General features: G+C 41.9%; 20 protein-coding genes and 1 tRNA gene. 10 read left to right on the top strand and 11 right to left on the bottom strand.

Going from position 1 to position 16,485, the window contains the following annotated elements; genetic code table 11:
- Window positions 1-24: 24 nt before the first annotated feature.
- The gene (locus tag OSCIL6407_RS0115520; RefSeq protein ID WP_007357079.1) at window positions 25-312 is read left to right on the top strand and encodes a type II toxin-antitoxin system Phd/YefM family antitoxin; all 288 of its coding nucleotides are present in this window, start codon (window positions 25-27) and stop codon (window positions 310-312) included.
- Window positions 296-601, top strand: a complete 306-nt coding sequence (locus OSCIL6407_RS0115515) for a type II toxin-antitoxin system RelE/ParE family toxin (RefSeq protein ID WP_007357078.1) — start codon at window positions 296-298, stop codon at window positions 599-601. The genes OSCIL6407_RS0115520 and OSCIL6407_RS0115515 overlap by 17 nt, the downstream gene beginning before the upstream one ends.
- Before the next feature lie 187 nt (window positions 602-788).
- Here OSCIL6407_RS0115515 and OSCIL6407_RS0115510 read toward each other — a convergent pair whose 3' ends face one another.
- The gene (locus OSCIL6407_RS0115510) at window positions 789-1,229 is read right to left on the bottom strand and encodes a DUF1036 domain-containing protein (protein ID WP_007357077.1); all 441 of its coding nucleotides are present in this window, start codon (window positions 1,227-1,229) and stop codon (window positions 789-791) included.
- Between the two features lie 37 nt (window positions 1,230-1,266).
- On the bottom strand, window positions 1,267-1,407 hold the full coding sequence (locus OSCIL6407_RS35410) for a hypothetical protein (protein WP_155523400.1): 141 nt from the start codon (window positions 1,405-1,407) through the stop codon (window positions 1,267-1,269).
- Between OSCIL6407_RS35410 and OSCIL6407_RS0115505 the strand changes: the two genes are divergently transcribed.
- Both OSCIL6407_RS0115505 and OSCIL6407_RS0115500 read left to right on the top strand, forming a co-directional pair.
- Window positions 1,400-1,717 (top strand): hypothetical protein, encoded by a 318-nt coding sequence (locus OSCIL6407_RS0115505; RefSeq protein ID WP_007357076.1) that lies wholly within the window; start codon window positions 1,400-1,402, stop codon window positions 1,715-1,717. The two genes, OSCIL6407_RS35410 and OSCIL6407_RS0115505, sit on opposite strands and share 8 nt — an antisense overlap.
- Before the next feature lie 60 nt (window positions 1,718-1,777).
- Window positions 1,778-2,779, top strand: a complete 1,002-nt coding sequence (locus tag OSCIL6407_RS0115500; RefSeq protein ID WP_324603619.1) for an NB-ARC domain-containing protein — start codon at window positions 1,778-1,780, stop codon at window positions 2,777-2,779.
- A 218-nt stretch (window positions 2,780-2,997) separates the two neighbouring features.
- Here OSCIL6407_RS0115500 and OSCIL6407_RS0115495 read toward each other — a convergent pair whose 3' ends face one another.
- Together OSCIL6407_RS0115495 and OSCIL6407_RS0115490 are read right to left on the bottom strand one after the other, a co-directional pair.
- Window positions 2,998-3,555 carry a Uma2 family endonuclease gene (locus tag OSCIL6407_RS0115495; protein ID WP_007357074.1) on the bottom strand — a complete coding sequence of 186 codons (558 nt, stop codon included), beginning with the start codon at window positions 3,553-3,555 and terminating at the stop codon, window positions 2,998-3,000.
- A 27-nt stretch (window positions 3,556-3,582) separates the two neighbouring features.
- Window positions 3,583-4,860: a ribulose bisphosphate carboxylase small subunit gene (locus OSCIL6407_RS0115490; RefSeq protein WP_007357073.1), complete on the bottom strand. Its 1,278-nt coding sequence runs from the start codon at window positions 4,858-4,860 to the stop codon at window positions 3,583-3,585.
- Between the two features lie 157 nt (window positions 4,861-5,017).
- Here OSCIL6407_RS0115490 and OSCIL6407_RS0115485 point away from each other — a divergent pair, with 157 nt between their 5' ends.
- Window positions 5,018-6,292 carry an aspartate aminotransferase family protein gene (locus OSCIL6407_RS0115485; protein WP_007357072.1) on the top strand — a complete coding sequence of 425 codons (1,275 nt, stop codon included), beginning with the start codon at window positions 5,018-5,020 and terminating at the stop codon, window positions 6,290-6,292.
- Between the two features lie 176 nt (window positions 6,293-6,468).
- Here OSCIL6407_RS0115485 and OSCIL6407_RS0115480 read toward each other — a convergent pair whose 3' ends face one another.
- The gene (locus OSCIL6407_RS0115480) at window positions 6,469-7,293 is read right to left on the bottom strand and encodes a pentapeptide repeat-containing protein (RefSeq protein ID WP_019487407.1); all 825 of its coding nucleotides are present in this window, start codon (window positions 7,291-7,293) and stop codon (window positions 6,469-6,471) included.
- Between the two features lie 1,366 nt (window positions 7,294-8,659).
- Between OSCIL6407_RS0115480 and OSCIL6407_RS0115475 the strand changes: the two genes are divergently transcribed.
- Window positions 8,660-9,124 carry a hypothetical protein gene (locus tag OSCIL6407_RS0115475; protein ID WP_007358141.1) on the top strand — a complete coding sequence of 155 codons (465 nt, stop codon included), beginning with the start codon at window positions 8,660-8,662 and terminating at the stop codon, window positions 9,122-9,124.
- Window positions 9,125-9,198: 74 nt separating this feature from the next.
- A complete protein-coding gene (locus OSCIL6407_RS0115470) occupies window positions 9,199-10,047 on the top strand; it encodes a GUN4 domain-containing protein (RefSeq protein WP_007358140.1) in 849 nt (282 codons plus the stop codon).
- Window positions 10,048-10,544: 497 nt separating this feature from the next.
- Here OSCIL6407_RS0115470 and OSCIL6407_RS0115465 read toward each other — a convergent pair.
- The 5 genes from OSCIL6407_RS0115465 to yqeK form a co-directional block, all read right to left on the bottom strand.
- A tRNA-Met gene (locus OSCIL6407_RS0115465) sits at window positions 10,545-10,618 on the bottom strand.
- Between the two features lie 119 nt (window positions 10,619-10,737).
- Window positions 10,738-11,691 carry an asparaginase gene (locus tag OSCIL6407_RS0115460; protein WP_007358139.1) on the bottom strand — a complete coding sequence of 318 codons (954 nt, stop codon included), beginning with the start codon at window positions 11,689-11,691 and terminating at the stop codon, window positions 10,738-10,740.
- Between the two features lie 221 nt (window positions 11,692-11,912).
- On the bottom strand, window positions 11,913-12,428 hold the full coding sequence (locus OSCIL6407_RS0115455; protein ID WP_007358138.1) for a CGLD27 family protein: 516 nt from the start codon (window positions 12,426-12,428) through the stop codon (window positions 11,913-11,915).
- A gap of 4 nt (window positions 12,429-12,432) precedes the next feature.
- On the bottom strand, window positions 12,433-12,870 hold the full coding sequence (rsfS, locus tag OSCIL6407_RS0115450; protein WP_007358137.1) for a ribosome silencing factor: 438 nt from the start codon (window positions 12,868-12,870) through the stop codon (window positions 12,433-12,435).
- Window positions 12,871-13,002: 132 nt separating this feature from the next.
- Window positions 13,003-13,602: a bis(5'-nucleosyl)-tetraphosphatase (symmetrical) YqeK gene (gene yqeK / locus OSCIL6407_RS0115445; RefSeq protein ID WP_007358136.1), complete on the bottom strand. Its 600-nt coding sequence runs from the start codon at window positions 13,600-13,602 to the stop codon at window positions 13,003-13,005.
- 600 nt (window positions 13,603-14,202) lie between these two features.
- Here yqeK and aroF point away from each other — a divergent pair.
- Complete coding sequence (aroF, locus tag OSCIL6407_RS0115440; RefSeq protein ID WP_019487406.1) at window positions 14,203-15,006, top strand: 3-deoxy-7-phosphoheptulonate synthase; 804 nt, start codon at window positions 14,203-14,205, stop codon at window positions 15,004-15,006.
- Between the two features lie 95 nt (window positions 15,007-15,101).
- Here the strand turns inward: aroF and OSCIL6407_RS0115435 are convergent, their stop codons facing one another.
- Entirely contained in the window at window positions 15,102-15,512 is a 411-nt protein-coding gene (locus tag OSCIL6407_RS0115435) for an ArsR/SmtB family transcription factor (protein WP_007358133.1), read from the bottom strand.
- 149 nt (window positions 15,513-15,661) lie between these two features.
- On the opposite strand from OSCIL6407_RS0115435, the gene OSCIL6407_RS32620 reads away from it, so the two are divergent.
- Both OSCIL6407_RS32620 and OSCIL6407_RS0115430 read left to right on the top strand, forming a co-directional pair.
- A complete protein-coding gene (locus OSCIL6407_RS32620; protein ID WP_007358132.1) occupies window positions 15,662-15,829 on the top strand; it encodes a metallothionein in 168 nt (55 codons plus the stop codon).
- Window positions 15,830-16,130: 301 nt separating this feature from the next.
- On the top strand, window positions 16,131-16,400 hold the full coding sequence (locus OSCIL6407_RS0115430; protein WP_007358131.1) for a DUF7219 family protein: 270 nt from the start codon (window positions 16,131-16,133) through the stop codon (window positions 16,398-16,400).
- Window positions 16,401-16,485 lie beyond the last annotated feature (85 nt).

The raw sequence follows: 16,485 nt of genomic DNA, 5'->3' as shown, positions 1-16,485 counted from the left end.
AATTAATTGCTAATTTCATGTTTTATGATTGACTTGAAAGATATTCACTCCTTGACTGATTTTCAGCGCAACGCTAAACAGTACATTCAGCGTACTCAAGAGACTCAGCAACCCCTCGTGCTGACAGTAAATGGTAAAGCTGAGGTAGTTGTCCAAGATGCGCTAGCCTACCAAAAATTGCTCGATCGGCTTGAATATGCTGAGTCGATCGCGGCTATCCGTAAGGGAATAGAAGAATTTGAGCAGGGAAAAGGCAAACCAGCACGAGAGACTTTAGAGGAATTGAGAACAAAACATGGCATTTCGCGTTGAAATATCACCCTCTGCATTAACTGACGCTGAGGAGGCTTTTTTATATATGCAAAAAGATTCCTCCTTGAATGCAGAAGAATGGTACAACGGCTTAGTTAATGCCATTCTCAGTCTAGAAAATTTACCAAATCGATGTCCGCTAGCATCTGAAAGTGAAGAGATTGGACGAGAGATTCGTCAGTTAATTTACAAGAGATACCGTATTTTATTTAGTGTTAGTGAGGAGATTGTACAAGTTCTGCGAATTCGTCATACTGCGCGGGATTGGCTTTCATCAGATGAACTATGAGAGGCAAAACAATAGTTTTTTATCGATCGCTCTGTCGGTGAAAAAAGGCAAGGTGCGATCGCATCCCTACCCCCAATCGATCGCTTATCAATAAAAAAACAAGCGCGATCGCATCTTCCACCCTCTTCTACCGTTATCTGGTGAGGAGATGAATGCGATTGCCCTGCAAATTAAGGTGAGGATTGCGCTAATCAAAAACCTCATAGGTGTAGTCAGGGCTATCATTAGTTTTGATCACTCGGAAGCCCTTCATTTCTCTCCCCTTTCCTTTACAACGCGCTGGGTTATCAGCATTACGAATTGTCCAAGATGGTTGAACTTGAACCCAGACAACGCATCTGCGTACATCACCTGACTCAACTATTCCGGTAAAAGTCTCTGCGTAAACTCCAATCTCTGCGTTAGATACTCTTCCAGCGATAGCTGTACCACAACTACCAGGATTAAGCTGTAGCCATCCTTTTGACCAAAAATTGCCATCTGAATAATAACTAATGGCTACAAAAGCTTTCGATCCAGCTCGATTGCACACAGTCATGCTTGCATTTGCGGGAGTAGCAAATACAACAGAGGAAATGAAGCCAACCATTCCTAAGCCTACAGCCATTGCCAGATTTCTAAGCTGCATAACATTATCCTTATTTCTAATTGTAAAATAATCTTTCTCAATCAAAACCCATACCCGATCGCTTTGTCAGCCGGATCGCGTCGGAACTTTTCCCCAAAAAATTGCCAAAAAGTCGGAAAAATGTCGGACAGATCGGATAAGATCGGAAAATCCCACCCATTTGACGATCTATGGACATTGCAGAAGTCTTGAAACTTGCAGATGAACTGCTGTTCGCGCATACAGGCGATCGCCTAGACTCTCTGCAAGAAACCATTCTTAAAGGTACATTACAAGGTCAGAAATACGGCAAAATTGCCTCAGAAAATCATTTAAGTGAAGGTCATATTCGAGATACAGCATCGGAATTATGGCAAAATTTATCGGATGTTTTAGGCGAAGATATTAATAAATTAAATGCTCGGTCTATTTTAGAAAAAAATATTATCAATAATAGCTCAATAGGATATTTGGTAAATGGCAATAAAGTAAGTATTTGTTCAGAATGAAGGCGATCGCGCACATCTTCTACCCTATCCAAGCCAACAGAAAACAAACCCTACCTAGACATAGATACCGCCCCTGAAATCACCACTTTTTACGGACGAAATAACGAATTAAACACTTTAAAAACCTGGCTAATTCAAGATCGTCCCCACATCATTACCTTAGTTGGTATGGTAGGCATTGGCAAAACGACACTTGCTATCAAACTAATTGAAAAAGTCCAAACGCAATTTGAATATATTGTTTATCGCAGTCTCCGGTATTCTCCAACTATAGATAATTTTTTAACAGACTTATTGCAAAGCTTTGTCTGTCCTCCCATTATTCCCAATACCCTCGATCGCAAAATTGATCTATTACTTAAGTTTCTTCGCAAACATCGATGTTTAATTATTATAGATGACGTGCAGATGTTATTTGAAATAGGAGAAGTTGCGGGTCAATATAAAGCAGAATTTGAGGGATATTATCTGTTATTTAAACAAATTTCCGAATTGTCTCATGCAAGTAGTTTGTTGTTAATTACCAGAGAACAACCAGAAGATGCGATCGCATCTCGTCATAAATTTACCCGTTGTTTAAAACTTACTGGTTTGGGAGAATCTGCTAAACAAATATTAAGAGATAAAGAACTGTCAGACGAGCAACTGTGGGATACTTTGATTGAGAAGTATCAAAGTCATCCTTTATGGTTAGAAATGACAGCAACAATGATTCAAGAATTATTTGCCGGAAGCATGACCGAATTTTTATCTTATCCGTCGTCAATATTGAGTAATGAAATTGTATCTCAACTTAATCGAGTATGGGTAAGGTTAACAGAATCGGAAAAACAGATCGTAAATTATTTAGCTAAACAAGAAAAAGCTGTAACTTTGAGCCAGGTTTTACAGGAAATATCCGATTATACTCCAGAGATGATATTGAATACAATCCAATCGCTGAAAAGACGTTGTTTTTTAGGTGATAATCTGAATGACGAATGCCTACGAGAGGCTACGCGAACACCCTCTTTATTAAAACTCGATGGGACTTTAGAAACCTATGTGCGTAAGCACAATTGAGGAAAAATATCATTAACTAGCAGCTTATTGATGTCAACTTAAGATCAAAGCTCTAATCCGGCAGAGGTTAAAACCCCTGCCTCATAGCTTAAGTCCTCTGAAGAGGACTAATGAATTTAATAGTCCTCTTCAGAGGACTTAAGCTATAAGAGGGGGACTTTACCCTGGCGGCTTTCAGCTTAAGTTGACAGGAATGCCAGCAGTCCCTGCCCTACTTGTTAAGGGAATAACTCGCTAACCGAAACCTCAATCTCAGGAAAAGCAACCATTGAAAAAATTGCCTCCTCATTCAATATAATTTCTTGTTGATAAGTTTCATTTCCCGGTTCCCGAAACACATAAACTTGCTGCTCGTTTACGTCCAGAATCCAGTATTCAGGTATGTTAGCATTAGCATAAGCGCGTACTTTTTGACGACGATCTTTTGCTAAACTCGTATTTGCTACTTCAACTACTAAGAAAATTTCATCCGGTGTCGGATGATGGTCAAAGTAGCGACCGGGATCTATACGAACAACGGCGATATCTGGTTCGGGTTCAGAATTAGGACGCAGAGTAATAGGTAGCTGCATCCGAATATAAGCTAAACCAGTCAATATATTACTCAGATAGTTTGAAGCAGTTTGCGTAGTCGCGGCAGTGAGGGGAATTTGAAGGCTCATTTCTATTATTTGACCTTCCAATAATTCAACACGATCATCCTCATCGAGAATTCCTGTCTCAATCATCTGATGATACTCATCTACAGTCCATAAACGCAATTTAGTTACTGTCATCTTTCCACTCCTTCTCAGGGTTAAAACTTAACCATTTGGACGCTGAATAATAGTCTCAACCACCCGCCGCTTAGCTTTCGAGTCAATCCCAATTAACCTCACATATTCACCGCCATGTTCAGCCAAGCAATTTTGTAGAGATGCAATTACTTCTTTTTCCCCGTTGCTTTGAATAGTCGCACAACTTTGCCAGGAACCAGTTTTAAATCGGCGACTATCGGCATATTCTATGCCAATTTTACAGCCTTGATCTAAAAGTTGCTGCACTTGTTCTTGCACCTCAGAACTAAGCTGAGAAATTTTACCATTCCCGCCGTTACTACCTTTTTCCACGTAGGCTTTATAATATTGTCCCTGTTCATTTTTTTGTTGACTGGGCGGCTGCGAATTAGAGGAAACTTCCCCAGAATTTTGACTGCCAAATAACCGATTTTGGTTATATTCCTCTACCAGTCGCATTTCCTTAATTCGGTACTGTTGACCAACCATCGCCCTACCAATTTCTATTAGGCGAGATAGACTAAAATTAGGCTTAGGAAAATGGGGCGCTGCTTCTAAACTATTCACCAACCGCTTAGAAACCTTTTCAATTCCTATTCCATGAATAAACTCGCGAATTTGTTCGTCATAAATGCGCGATCGCAAAGCACTAAAGAAGTCAATCGCCTGGTCAGGAAACGCATCCACAAATTCCGCAATCTCGCTTTGCGGCATCCCATCCGCCTCAAAAATACCGCTAACAATTCCAATCTTATCATCGCGATTTGGTTCCCAGTAAAACTTCTCCATCCGCCCATCTCGAATTAACGGCGCGTACAGAGTAGCAAAGTCATTTCCAGTAACAATAATCGGGACTCTATGTAGCGGCGTATCGTCATAACTTCCCGGCAATTGCACGTTAGTCGGATTGTCAGCAATATTCATCAGAGTGGCATTCACCAACTGAGTATTAACAGTATACTGAGTTGTACTATCAAATCTGCCAGCACCAGCATCTAGATCGTTAATAAATATCGCGCACATTTCACCGCGAACCCGAATTTGTTCGGCAGCTTCTCGGTAGCGAAGACGAATCAACCGCGCCGGATCTCCGGCATCGGGACTTTCTAATTCTCCCCCCGATATAGTCACAGGTTCAAAACCTAGACGCTCAAAAGCTAACTCACACTGAAAAGTTTTGCCTTCCCCTTTGCGGCCGTGAATTCCTAAAATTAGAGGAACTCTAACTCCAGGTAGATCCAAAAAATTTTTAGTGATGTGAACGGCTACCTTGTCAAGAAAAGACGGAGAAATGTAATAACTCATCGGTTTATAATTTAGCGATCGCGCAGATTCTTCTTACTGTTAGCATTCTATGACAAAAGGAATGGCACTATCAATCATTGCTAGAAATTTTGATACAATACGCAAATCGTATTTTTGCCCACTCCAAAGAGATTTCTATATAATTTAGGAGCCATTAGTGAGCCCAGAAACCTTAGTAAAAGAGCCTTTTCTACAATCCGACGAGTCCACTCCCTTCAGCCGCGATAGCTTCGACAGCTACGTAATGACAACTTACGGGCGCTTTCCCATAGCTCTAGAACGCGGTCAAGGTTGCCGTGTATGGGATACTGAAGGACGCGAATATCTGGATTTTGTCGCGGGGATTGCCACTTGTACTCTGGGGCACGCCCACCCCGCTTTAATTGCAGCCGTAACCCGCCAAATTCAAACGCTACACCACGTTTCTAACCTTTACTACATCCCCGTACAGGGCGAGTTGGCAAAGTGGCTTACAGAGCATTCCTGCGCTGACAGAGCCTTCTTTTGCAACTCCGGTGCAGAGGCAAATGAAGGAGCAATTAAGCTGGCTCGGAAGTATGCCCACGAAAAGTTAAATATCGCTAATCCAACGATCGTAACGGCTCGTGACAGCTTTCACGGACGGACGCTGGCAACTGTCACGGCTACGGGACAGCCCAAATATCATAAGGGTTTTAGCCCGCTGATGCCGGGATTTTACTATGTGCCTTATAACGATATTGAAGCATTGGAAAGCGCGATCGCAGAACTCGATGCCAATGAGCGCCAAGTAACGGCAATCATGCTAGAAGCCATGCAAGGAGAAGGCGGAGTTCGTCCCGGAGATATCGCCTATTTCCAACGGATACGCCAAATCTGCGACGAAAAAGGCATTTTGCTCATTCTCGACGAAGTGCAAGTCGGCATGGCCCGCACAGGCAAAATGTGGGGTTATGAGAATTTAGGCATTGAACCGGATATCTTTACTTCCGCCAAGGGATTAGGCGGTGGTATCCCCATCGGGGCGATGCTGTGTAAATCTTTCTGTGACGTATTTGAACCAGGAAGTCACGCCAGCACTTTTGGCGGCAATCCATTTGTGTGCGCTGTGGCCTTGTCAGTCTGCCAAACTCTAGAAGCAGAAGGCATTTTGGCGAATGTAAACGAACGAGGGGAACAGTTGAGAAAGGGGTTAAGCGCGATCGCAGCCAAATATCCCCACCTCATTGCCCAAGTGCGCGGCTGGGGTTTAATTAACGGCATGGAACTCAAAGCCGATATCGAACTCACATCGATCGAACTCGTAAAAGCCGCCATAGAACAAGGCTTGCTCTTAGTACCCGCAGGCCCCAAAGTGATCCGGTTCGTCCCGCCTTTGATCGTAACGGCGGGTGAAGTAGACCAAGCTTTGGAAGCTGTCGAAAAAGCGATCGTCTCCTACGAAGCCAGGTAATTTAATGACCAAAGAGGAGCAGAGGGGCAGAGGGGCAGAGGAGCAGGGGGGCAGGGGGGTGGGGGAGAAATCTGTATCTTTCCTGTTCGATCTACCCCATCTCCCCCATCTCCCCCATCTCCCCCATCTCCCCCATCTCCCCCATCTCCCCCGCTCCCCCGCTCCCCCGCTCCCTCTCACCCCAAGCGGGGTAAAGTGCCGTTTGAACTAGAATTTTGCGTTACAGATGATGGGACACTGGCTTGAGGCAAACTCATATAGGACAAAACCGACTGTGTAACACTAGATTTTCGCGGTTCGCTGCGTCGCATTTCCACAGGGGTGTCCATGTAAATTCCAATAGCGCCATCCATATTCGCACCACTGAGATTAACTCCACTGAGATTAGCACCGCTGAGGTTGGCTCCATTGAGGTTAGCCCCACTCAAGTCAGCGTTCAACAAATTGACATCTCTGAGATCCGCATCTTGAAGATCCGCATCCGTGAGATCGCCACCGACTAATCTGACATCTCTGAGGTCAGCGTTGAGCAACTTAGCATTCACCAACTTCACATTACCTAGATTCGCACCACCTAAGTCGGCACCGCTGAGATTCGCACCGCTGAGGTTAGCCCCAACCAAATTAGCACCAACCAAGTCAGCACCGCTTAAATTGGCATGAAGCATATTTGTATTGACTAAATTGGCAAAACCTAGATCGGCACCGCTCAATTCAGCACCATTTAAGTTTGCATCAAAGAGGTTGATTCCCTTGGAGTCAACACCGCTCAAGTCAGCATTAGCCAGGTTAGCAGCAACTAAGTTGGCAAAACTCAGATCCGCACCACTTAAATTAGCACCGCTGAGATCCGTACCATTGAGATTGGCAAAACTCAGATCCGCGCCAGTCAAGTTAGCGCCGCTGAGTTTTAATCTTGCCAGATTGGCATCGCTGAGATTTCCTCCCTGACATTGTTTGGTTTCTAACAACCGTTTGATGTGCGCGGTATTTCCACTCATATTCCTTTTCCTCTACGGCAAACTGCTGAGTCTCTATCGATCGGTAAGCCCTGGTTTGCTTTTTTTGTCAAAGGGGGGACTGGGACTGGGGATTCCCACGAATAAACTCAGGCGCACAAGGAATGATTTACTTTTCTTTTTCAACCTGATTAAATTCAAGGGAGGTGTTTTCCAAATTTTAACATTCGTCATCCCTCTGACGACAGATGAGGGGTTTAACCCCTCACGATTACTCAACTATCATAATTAATTTTTATGAGTGATGCCAAAGTGCTTTGAGCAAACCTGGAATAAAAGGACAAAGGAGATTGCATTGTTGAGTTGGGTCGCCCGTGACGATCTCAAGGGAGATTTTATTGTTGAGTTTGGTCGTCCGTGACGACCTCAAGCAAAAATAATTTTGAGAACTTGTTTAATTTCTCAGGTTGGGAGAGAGGTTTTCCGCCAACCTTTGATGGTAAAAGGCAGCAACATACACTAGGACTTAAAAATATTGAAAAATTTAACCTAAAGTCGGAGGGTTAGTACGACAACCTAATTGATTAGGAACTGTTTGTTAAAGATTCTGTAAAGTTTATCGGAGTTGACGTTGAGGCAGGATGTAATCCCGATCATTTTATTTTGCGTAGAGAATTATATCCCCTGCAAACTCTGGATTTTAGCCATTCTCAATAACTTATGAATAGTAGCAATCTTTTGGTTGATTGTATGTACTAAAGCCAGCAATGTGGGATAGATAAAAAACATAATTATATAGATGCAAATCTTATATTTCTAGTTTATAAGTATTTATCATCTAATTATATACTCTAAAAGAGTAGATTATAGTAACTTATAATATAAAGGTAGATAATACTAAGATATAATATACTAACTTAGTTAATAAATATTTATACATATTGACTCTTAACTGAGATTCTTGATACATATTTAAGTATCCCAATAAAATAAATACTTAAATATTAACTAGATAACTTTTATATAGTTATAGTTTATTAGGTTATTACTTAAAGTAGTATAAACAATCCTGCAAATGGTAGTTTCTGCTCTCTCAATCCCCTGCTTCTAGCATTCCCTCAGACCCCTCAAATTTAGCCTATAAGCCCTCCTTTTCTATGTCTGGAGTAGTTTTTACTTTTCCTCTCCTTCCTTTTACTAAAGCTCAATCTTAGGGCTACTTTTCCAGGGCAAAGCTTGTATAAGTTTTTCTAATAAAAAGCTATATAGGCATAAAGAAAACCATTCAAGATTTTTTCTTTTACTCTTGTTTTTCCATAAAGTAGCAGCTACTATAAGATTATCAGTTAGCTGCTACTGATGCAGTCAACTAAAACTGTTCCCTAATAACATAACCTGGAGATTGTTTATGGCTGATGTATGGATTTTGGTTGAACAAGAAAAAGACTTGCAAAATGCTTCAATTGAAGATATAAACCATGAAGTTTCCAGCAAAATAAAAGTCTGTGAAGAGAAAAAGAAAGAATTTGAGGAGCAAGTAAAAAAAGCTCCTAAGACAGGTAAAGATAAAAATGTTCCGAAATGGAAAGGAGAAGCATCTAGTGATAGCTTAAGGTTTGCTATAGAATTATTAGAAGAACTATTAGAAAATATCAATAATATATTCAATAAATCCTCTAATAAAGATAGTATAGATACAACGATATTTAATGATCAAAAAGATGTATTCTTAAAAAGATTGACTGAGTTTTTACAAACTAGGTATAAAATTCATAAAATTCATAAAAAGGAGCATACAATACTGAAGAATAAGGCTGAAGCTGCCCAAGAGATGTTAGATATGGTAAAAGAGTTATTAGGCAGAGTAAATTAATAAAATTAAAGGCTGTAGATTATAAAGTCTACAGTCTTTTTAACTACCTTGTAAAGTTAAGATAGAGATTATATATGGCTGTTGAATGTCCTATTTGCCAAAATACACTTACAGAGCAGCAAGCTACAATCTGTCCTAGATGTGCTTGGGATTTAACTCTGTATTCTTTCACCCCTGATGATATTAGCAAAGCACTGATAAAACAAATAGATTGGGCTAGACAGATGTGGAAGAGTCAACAAAAATATCTACAAGAAATTGAATTATTAAAATCATCTTATAATAATGTATTTTCTGATATTGGAGCTTTAGTAAAACATGGTTTTCTTGGTGGTGACTGCTGGAAAGAAGCAAATATATTAACAGCCAAGGAGATTGCTAAAAATGCTAAGAATGACCATTATTACACTCCTCCTTTATCAAAAACAATTAGAATTCTCACTCCTTCATTTATTAATAGTTTAGATTGTGAATTACTTTCTAATATTGATAAGGCTTGGGCAGATAATAACAAAAATAAACTTGGTTGGGGTTTTAGGGTACAAAAGTCAATTTTTGAAAAAATTTTAAGGACTTATGAAGATGAAGATGAAGATTTTATCTGGTCATTGTTTACTGTTAAGGTTGGCTGGAAACAACCAACAGATCAAAAATATTATAAGTCTTTAGGCAATAAATATGATTTTTTATGCAATAGAGACTATGTTAAAGACAGTAGAAACTATAAATGTTTTAGTTTTTTAAAGTTGTCAACAGAAAAGAGCTATTGTGAAGGATATTTTCCTCTATTAAATTGGCTTACAGATAACACTCCAGCTCATACTTGGGAACAAAAGCTAATTAATGGTCAAGAAGGTTATCAAGAAGGTTATAAGGGCTTTAAGTCTTTAATGGACAGATTAACTGAGTGCAGTATAGGGTAAATCTTTTATTTCTGTAGCTTCATTAAATTGAATCTCTTTTTTTATTCATTTTATAGTTTTATTTAACACTTATTTACTATCCTACTTCCTATTATTTTTCTGTTCTCAATAATCTAATTAACTGAGAATATCTGCATCTGTTGTTTAAAAGCTCAGGCTTAGCTCTGGGTTGGCTGCTACCTATAATAAAATACAATTTTTTATTTATATAAGTTTATATTAACTTATCATTGCTTGTTCTGAAGACTGCTGAGGGGATTTGGTGAGTTTGTCAGCTTGATAACTCAAAGGGCATCAATGGTGATAAACAAATCTTATTGGTATACAAATATTATTTTAACTTGCTTATCAGGTAGGTTGACCTACTATTTTGAGGATAGTTTGGAATGAGTTTGAGAGAAATTTGATAGAAAGTAGCTAGGCAAAGAAACCAGCTAGTAGTGGCTAAAAAACAAAACTCCATAACCATTAAAGATTACAGAGTTTGTTTAATTAAATGGCGGGAAGTGGATTTGAACCACTGACCTTCGGGTTATGAGCCCGACGAGCTACCAGGCTGCTCTATCCCGCGTCGCTTTAATTAATATAACGCGGTCTTCTAAAAATTGCAACCCCTAAATCAAAAATAAATAATTTTTTTTTCATTTTTAATCTAGGAATTGCCACAATCTAATCACAGTATAGCTTCTATCACAGCATCGATAATTCCCCCACCACCTCCAGACGCTTAAATTCGCTTAAAGTCATATAAGTTTCTGACAAAGTTTCTGCGATCGCAGGACTAATCCAGCCCAACTGCTTCAATAAATGAATTGCCACCGCATACTTAGCCCGCTTCGCCCCATCCGTCACCTTAATCGCCAAACCCATCCCCTCGCCAACTCTGCCAATGCACTGCACGCCTTCCGCCCCCGATTTACTCACCACTTCCCCCTCACTCAACCGCATCAATTCGGTATCAAATATACCCTCACCAGCCACCATTGCCGGATGATGAGTCATAGCACGGACAATGCGCTCCATATCCAAATTGTCACCAGAAGCCAACTGTGCGTACAGAGAAGCCATTTGCCCCAACTGCATAAAATAAGTAGGAGCCCCACAATCATCGCGAGCGCTGATAAACTCCTCAGCCGGCATCGCCAGCATCTCCGCAACCTTTGTCAAAATCAACTGCTGCACTGGGTGCTTGCGGCGCAAGTAAGTTTCTAGCGGCCAGTGCCTTTGCTGGCAGACAGCCAACATCCCCGCGTGTTTCCCCGAACAATTGTATTGCAGAGGGCTAGTTTTCCCTTCTGGAATTGGGCACTGGAGTTTCGAGGAGTCCACGTTACACCGCCACAAGACATTAAATGCCTGTCGTGCCTGCTCAATAGTTCCTTGGTGAGAGCTACAAATAATCGCTAAATCTCGATCCGTAAGTTCATAGCGTTCTAGGGTACCGGTGGTAGTGACGGCCAGCGCTTGAAATGGTTTGAGCGCTGAACGGATAAATGTAGCTGTATCCGAGTTGCCAGCAACCGATAGAACGCGACCCCGATTGTCACAAACAGCAGCCTGGACGCGGTGCGTTGATTCAATTACGCCATCCCGCAGCAGTCTGACTTCCAACTCTCGCGCTTGCGTTCGTTTTCCCCTGGTCATATTTAGATTTATTAGTTGTTAATTGTTAATTGTTAGTTGTTGGTTGTTGGTTGTTGGTTGTTAGTTGTTGGTTGTTAATTGTTAGTTGTTAGCTATTGTTATTTGTTAGCTAAACATCGAGTGAGCGATCGCTGCAAAAATGCTTGTAAATTAGCTGTAGATTATGGTAGGCGATCGCCCACCATACAACTAACTAACTACTAACTACTAACTACTAACCACTAACTACTAACCACTAACAAAAAATACCAAATTATACCGCCAGCCAATAGGAATGCCATCAAACCATAAACAGTCTGACGCAATCGTTGCAGAATCGGTTGAACTTGGTAGGTGACAATTAACTGGTCTTGGAGCAAAACTTCAGGAGTTTTCGGCCAGGATTGACAGTCGTACCAGCCAGACTCTTCGTAAACAACAGTAGCATTTGCGAGGCGCGATCGCACGTACAACCAACCCAAAGAAAGCCGCAGCAATGCCAGTCCTAAAATAAAACTAGCACCAGCCGCACCGCTGAGTATAAACTGAACCGGATGCTTGAGAGGGGCAAAGCTAGATGCAGCTATCGGCCCAGATACCAGCCAACTCCATCCCCACAACCAGGCGAGTTTCGCCAGATAGCTGGGCCACTCTAGAGTGGCCCAGCTAAAAAACCAAGACTCTTTAAGTTCCTGGTACTCGTTGACTGGTTGCTGTTCGGTGGGAACTGGACAGGTAGAAACTGAAACATCCCTCATACTGCTATCCTCTTAGGGCGGCAGAAAAGTGGATGCGCTCGGCATGACCCCAGAAGGCTTCTAGATTGTAAAACTCGCGTTCGTGAGGCATTAAGATATGGACGATCGCATCGCCGTAGTCCATCAGTACCCAAGTCCCCTCTCCTTGCCCTTCAATTCGCACGGGCATCCGCTGCCACTCTGTTTCGACCTTATGAGCGATCGCTTGGGTAATAGCTCGTACTTGCGCGTTAGAAAACCCGGTGACAATCACGAAGTAGTCTGCCAAATAAGATACTTCTGATACCTGGAGTAATACGATATTACCTCCCTTGCGGTCTTCGGCAGCTTCGGCGATTGCAAAAGCCAAGGCGCGGCTTTCATCTAAAGAATTGCCAGCGATCGCTGTAACTTTAGTCGAAGAGTTAGTAGAAGAATATGGGGCTTGGGTGTTATTTGTCATCAAATTCTTAATTTCCTAATAGATTTGCTAATTGGTAATTGCTAATTGCTAATTGGTAATTGCTAATTGGTAATTGCTAATTGCTAACCATTAACAACTAACCACTAACAACTAACCATTAACAACTAACCATTAACGAACTTTAGCCATTTGTAGCGCCCAATTGCGGGTCAGTATGCTGCGCGGGTGGATCAAACAGCGAGTTTCTAGCAAATATTTAAAAGCATAATCACAAGTTTGCCAAACTGCTGCATGAAGATTTTTTTTGCTGTGAGATCGCATTACCTCTAGCTGTGGGCTCTTACCCCGGCTTGGCTCTAAAGCATCTGCTATAAACACGATACAACTCAGTTGGCTCATACCAGGCCGTCCTAGAGTATGATTCGCGATCGCCTGCAATATTTCTTCATCTTGCACTCCGAACTCGTCTCTAGCAACCACCGCGCTAATATCAGCGTGTAGCAAGTGTGGCGCAGCTTCCAACACTGAGTCTAGCTCTAAACCTTCCGCCCTAGCCATTTCCCATAAAAGTTTGGGCTTAAAGTATTTAGCCAAATCGTGCATCAATCCTGCCACTTGTGCTTTAGAAGCATCTATGCTATAAAGAATTGCCAACTCAGCCGCCATCTGCTCGACACCAAGAATGTGCTCGATCCGGGCAGGTGGAACGCGCTCGGAAAGCCAAACTAAGACGCGATCGCGCAGCCCCGATATTGCCAAAGTATCGCCCATAGCCCGCTGAGAATATCTTTATACGACTTACGCAGAATTGGTAACGCCCCCGTATCAGCAGTAAAATTACTCTTGTCTCGGCGGCATTACGCAACAAATGTGTAACTATATAATTCTAGCGTTTGTTAAAAATTAATAGTGAGAATTCCCAGTAATTTAGCCGTGCGATCGCACCCCAGCTCGGAAATTCTCAGAGAATTTCTCAGAAATAGGGCTTGACATTATTCACTCCCTTTGTTAGGGTGAGTGGTAATAGATGTAAATTCCATCCTCAAACGCAGCGCATTGCTCATGTTTGCAAGCAAATATTACTTTTATTTTTGGTGGTTTAAGCACGTTCACTTGGGGTGAATCAGATTTGCTATAAATCTCCAAGTGAACCGCAGAATTAGACCTGCGGTTTTTGTTTGCTCAATTTACAGTTTAGCTCTAGCGAAAACAGCCATGACATTATTCGATAACTGGTTTTACGGCTTTTATTTTTGGCCCCAAAGGAGTTCTGGGTAAATTGTCGTGCTGCTTTTCGCGCCTCACCCGGAACTCCTTAAAGTTCCGGGTTTTTTTGTTACTCACACTTTTTTTTGAAGGAGAATACCACTCGTGTTAGATGCCAAACTCACCACCAAATCTAGCCTTGAACACCAAACCACAGTCAAACTTTCAGAACACGCCACTATTGGCGGTAAAGAAATTATCATTATCGGCGGGCCTTGTACAGTCGAAAGCGCTCAACAAATGGAAGAAGTCGCAACCCGACTAGGACTCGCACCCATTCAAGCTTTACGCGGCGGTGTCTACAAACCCCGCACATCTCCCTATTCTTTCCAAGGTTTAGGAGTCGAAGGACTAAAAATCTTAGCAGATGTCAGCCAACGCCATCACCTCCCAATCGTAACAGAGGTAATGTCAATTGCTCAAATTGCCCCAGTTGTTACCTACGCGGATATGCTTCAAATTGGCAGCCGCAATATGCAAAATTTCGAGCTTTTAAAAGCAGTCGGCCAAGCCGGAAAACCCGTACTACTTAAACGTGGTTTATCCGCCACAATTGAAGAATTTGTGATGGCCGCTGAATACATTTTAAGTCATGGAAACCCTGATGTTGTACTCTGCGAACGAGGTATTCGTAGCTTCGACAATTACACCCGCAATGTCTTAGATTTAGGGGCAGTAGTAGCGCTAAAACAATTAACTCATCTGCCGATAATTGTAGATCCTTCTCATGCAGTGGGCAAGCGGGAATTAGTCGCACCTCTGGCTAAAGCTGCGATTGCTTGCGGTGCTGATGGGTTAATCATTGAGTGTCACCCAGAACCAGAAAAATCGGTTTCCGATGCGCGGCAGGCCCTTTCTTTAGAAGATATGATTGAGTTAACTAACACCAAAGAAGGGGCTAGGGACTAGGGACTAGGGACTAGGGAAAGAGGAAAATAGGGAGAGATGAGTAATTAGCAATTAGCAATTAGCAATTAGCAATTAGCAATTAGCAATTAGCAAGTTTAGCCTTCTTCGTCTAAGTGTTCGGCAACAGCCCTGTAAAGTTCCAAAACGTGGCGATCGAGAAGGCTGTAAAAAACCTGCCGCCCTTGCTTGCGATAGCTGACTAAACGCAACGCCCGCAACGCCCGCAATTGATGGGATACTGCCGATTCACTCATCTCTAGCGTTGCTGCTAAGTCACAGACGCAAAGCTCTTGAGCCGCTAAAACTGATAACAGCCGCAGACGGTTAGCATCTCCCAAAAGGCTGAAAAACTCAGCCATTCGCTGAGCTTTCTGGGAGTTGAGAACTTGGGTTTGAATGCCTTGTACGCGATCGCTATCGACTAGATGGGGGGAATCGCACGTTGGAGTATCGGTTTTTTTAATAGCTTGGGTTACAGCCTGATTAACAGCAGAGTTAGGCGGCATTATATACAAATTTTTTTTAGGATCTGATTATCATTCTACCTTAGATAGTCTCTGACCTAAATTGTAACAGTTCCTTCACATTACCTTGACATATACCTGAATATATGTTCAGATATTAGTAACACTTTAGAAATTTACTCAAAAAAGCTATGACTACCGTAACCCAGATGAAATGTGCCTGTTCTTCTTGCCTGTGCGTTGTTAGCCTCACCGAAGCCATTGAAAAAAACGGTCAATACTACTGCTCGAATGCCTGTGCTGACGGTCATCCCAATGGCACAGGCTGTGGACACGCAGGCTGTGGATGCCACAACTAGACACGGGTATTGAGAAAGAGTTAAAGTAAATTATTCAATCTATCTATAGGGGGATGCGCTCAGGCACCCTTTATTTTTTGGTGATTTGATTAAATTTAGGTTAAAATTATACTAAATAAAAGTTAAAATCAGCCTGATTGAGATCCCGAAGTACAGCCTAATAATGCGTAATCGCTATTTAAGTCAATACAATGGAAGCGAGTTAACCCCGTCATAAAGTAAACAAACTGATGCAGGAAACAGACGGTGCATTTTTACAAAGGAAACGTAACGCAGGTTTTGATTCATTAAGGAGAGAGCGATGACTAAAGAGAGTGACCAATTTTTACATCCCCGCAGCCGCTACTACGGTGACTTCACACCAGAGAACTTAGCATTTAATGCTAATTTGCAGGAGTTTGCCCAGAAAATAACTTACATCTGCTCTCTAGAAACTGGCGGAAAAATTAGCTCAGAAAAGGCTTACAAAGAAATTAAGGCACTCTGGAAACAGTTGAAAAGCTCGAAGAAAAATCTGGGAATTAGCGAAAAACCCCCTGAGAGCGATGAGGGAAAATCCACAACTGAATAGAAAGGAATTTAGTCTGAGCCCCGTTAAGCCTAAAAGCTAAAACGGGGTTTTTTATCTAGGGACTAGAGGTGATACCAATACTGAA

The organism is Kamptonema formosum PCC 6407 (assembly GCF_000332155.1).
Lineage (GTDB): Bacteria > Cyanobacteriota > Cyanobacteriia > Cyanobacteriales > Microcoleaceae > Kamptonema > Kamptonema formosum.
Note: the sequence above shows the minus strand (reverse complement) of the source record. Positions and strands in the feature narration are given on the sequence as shown.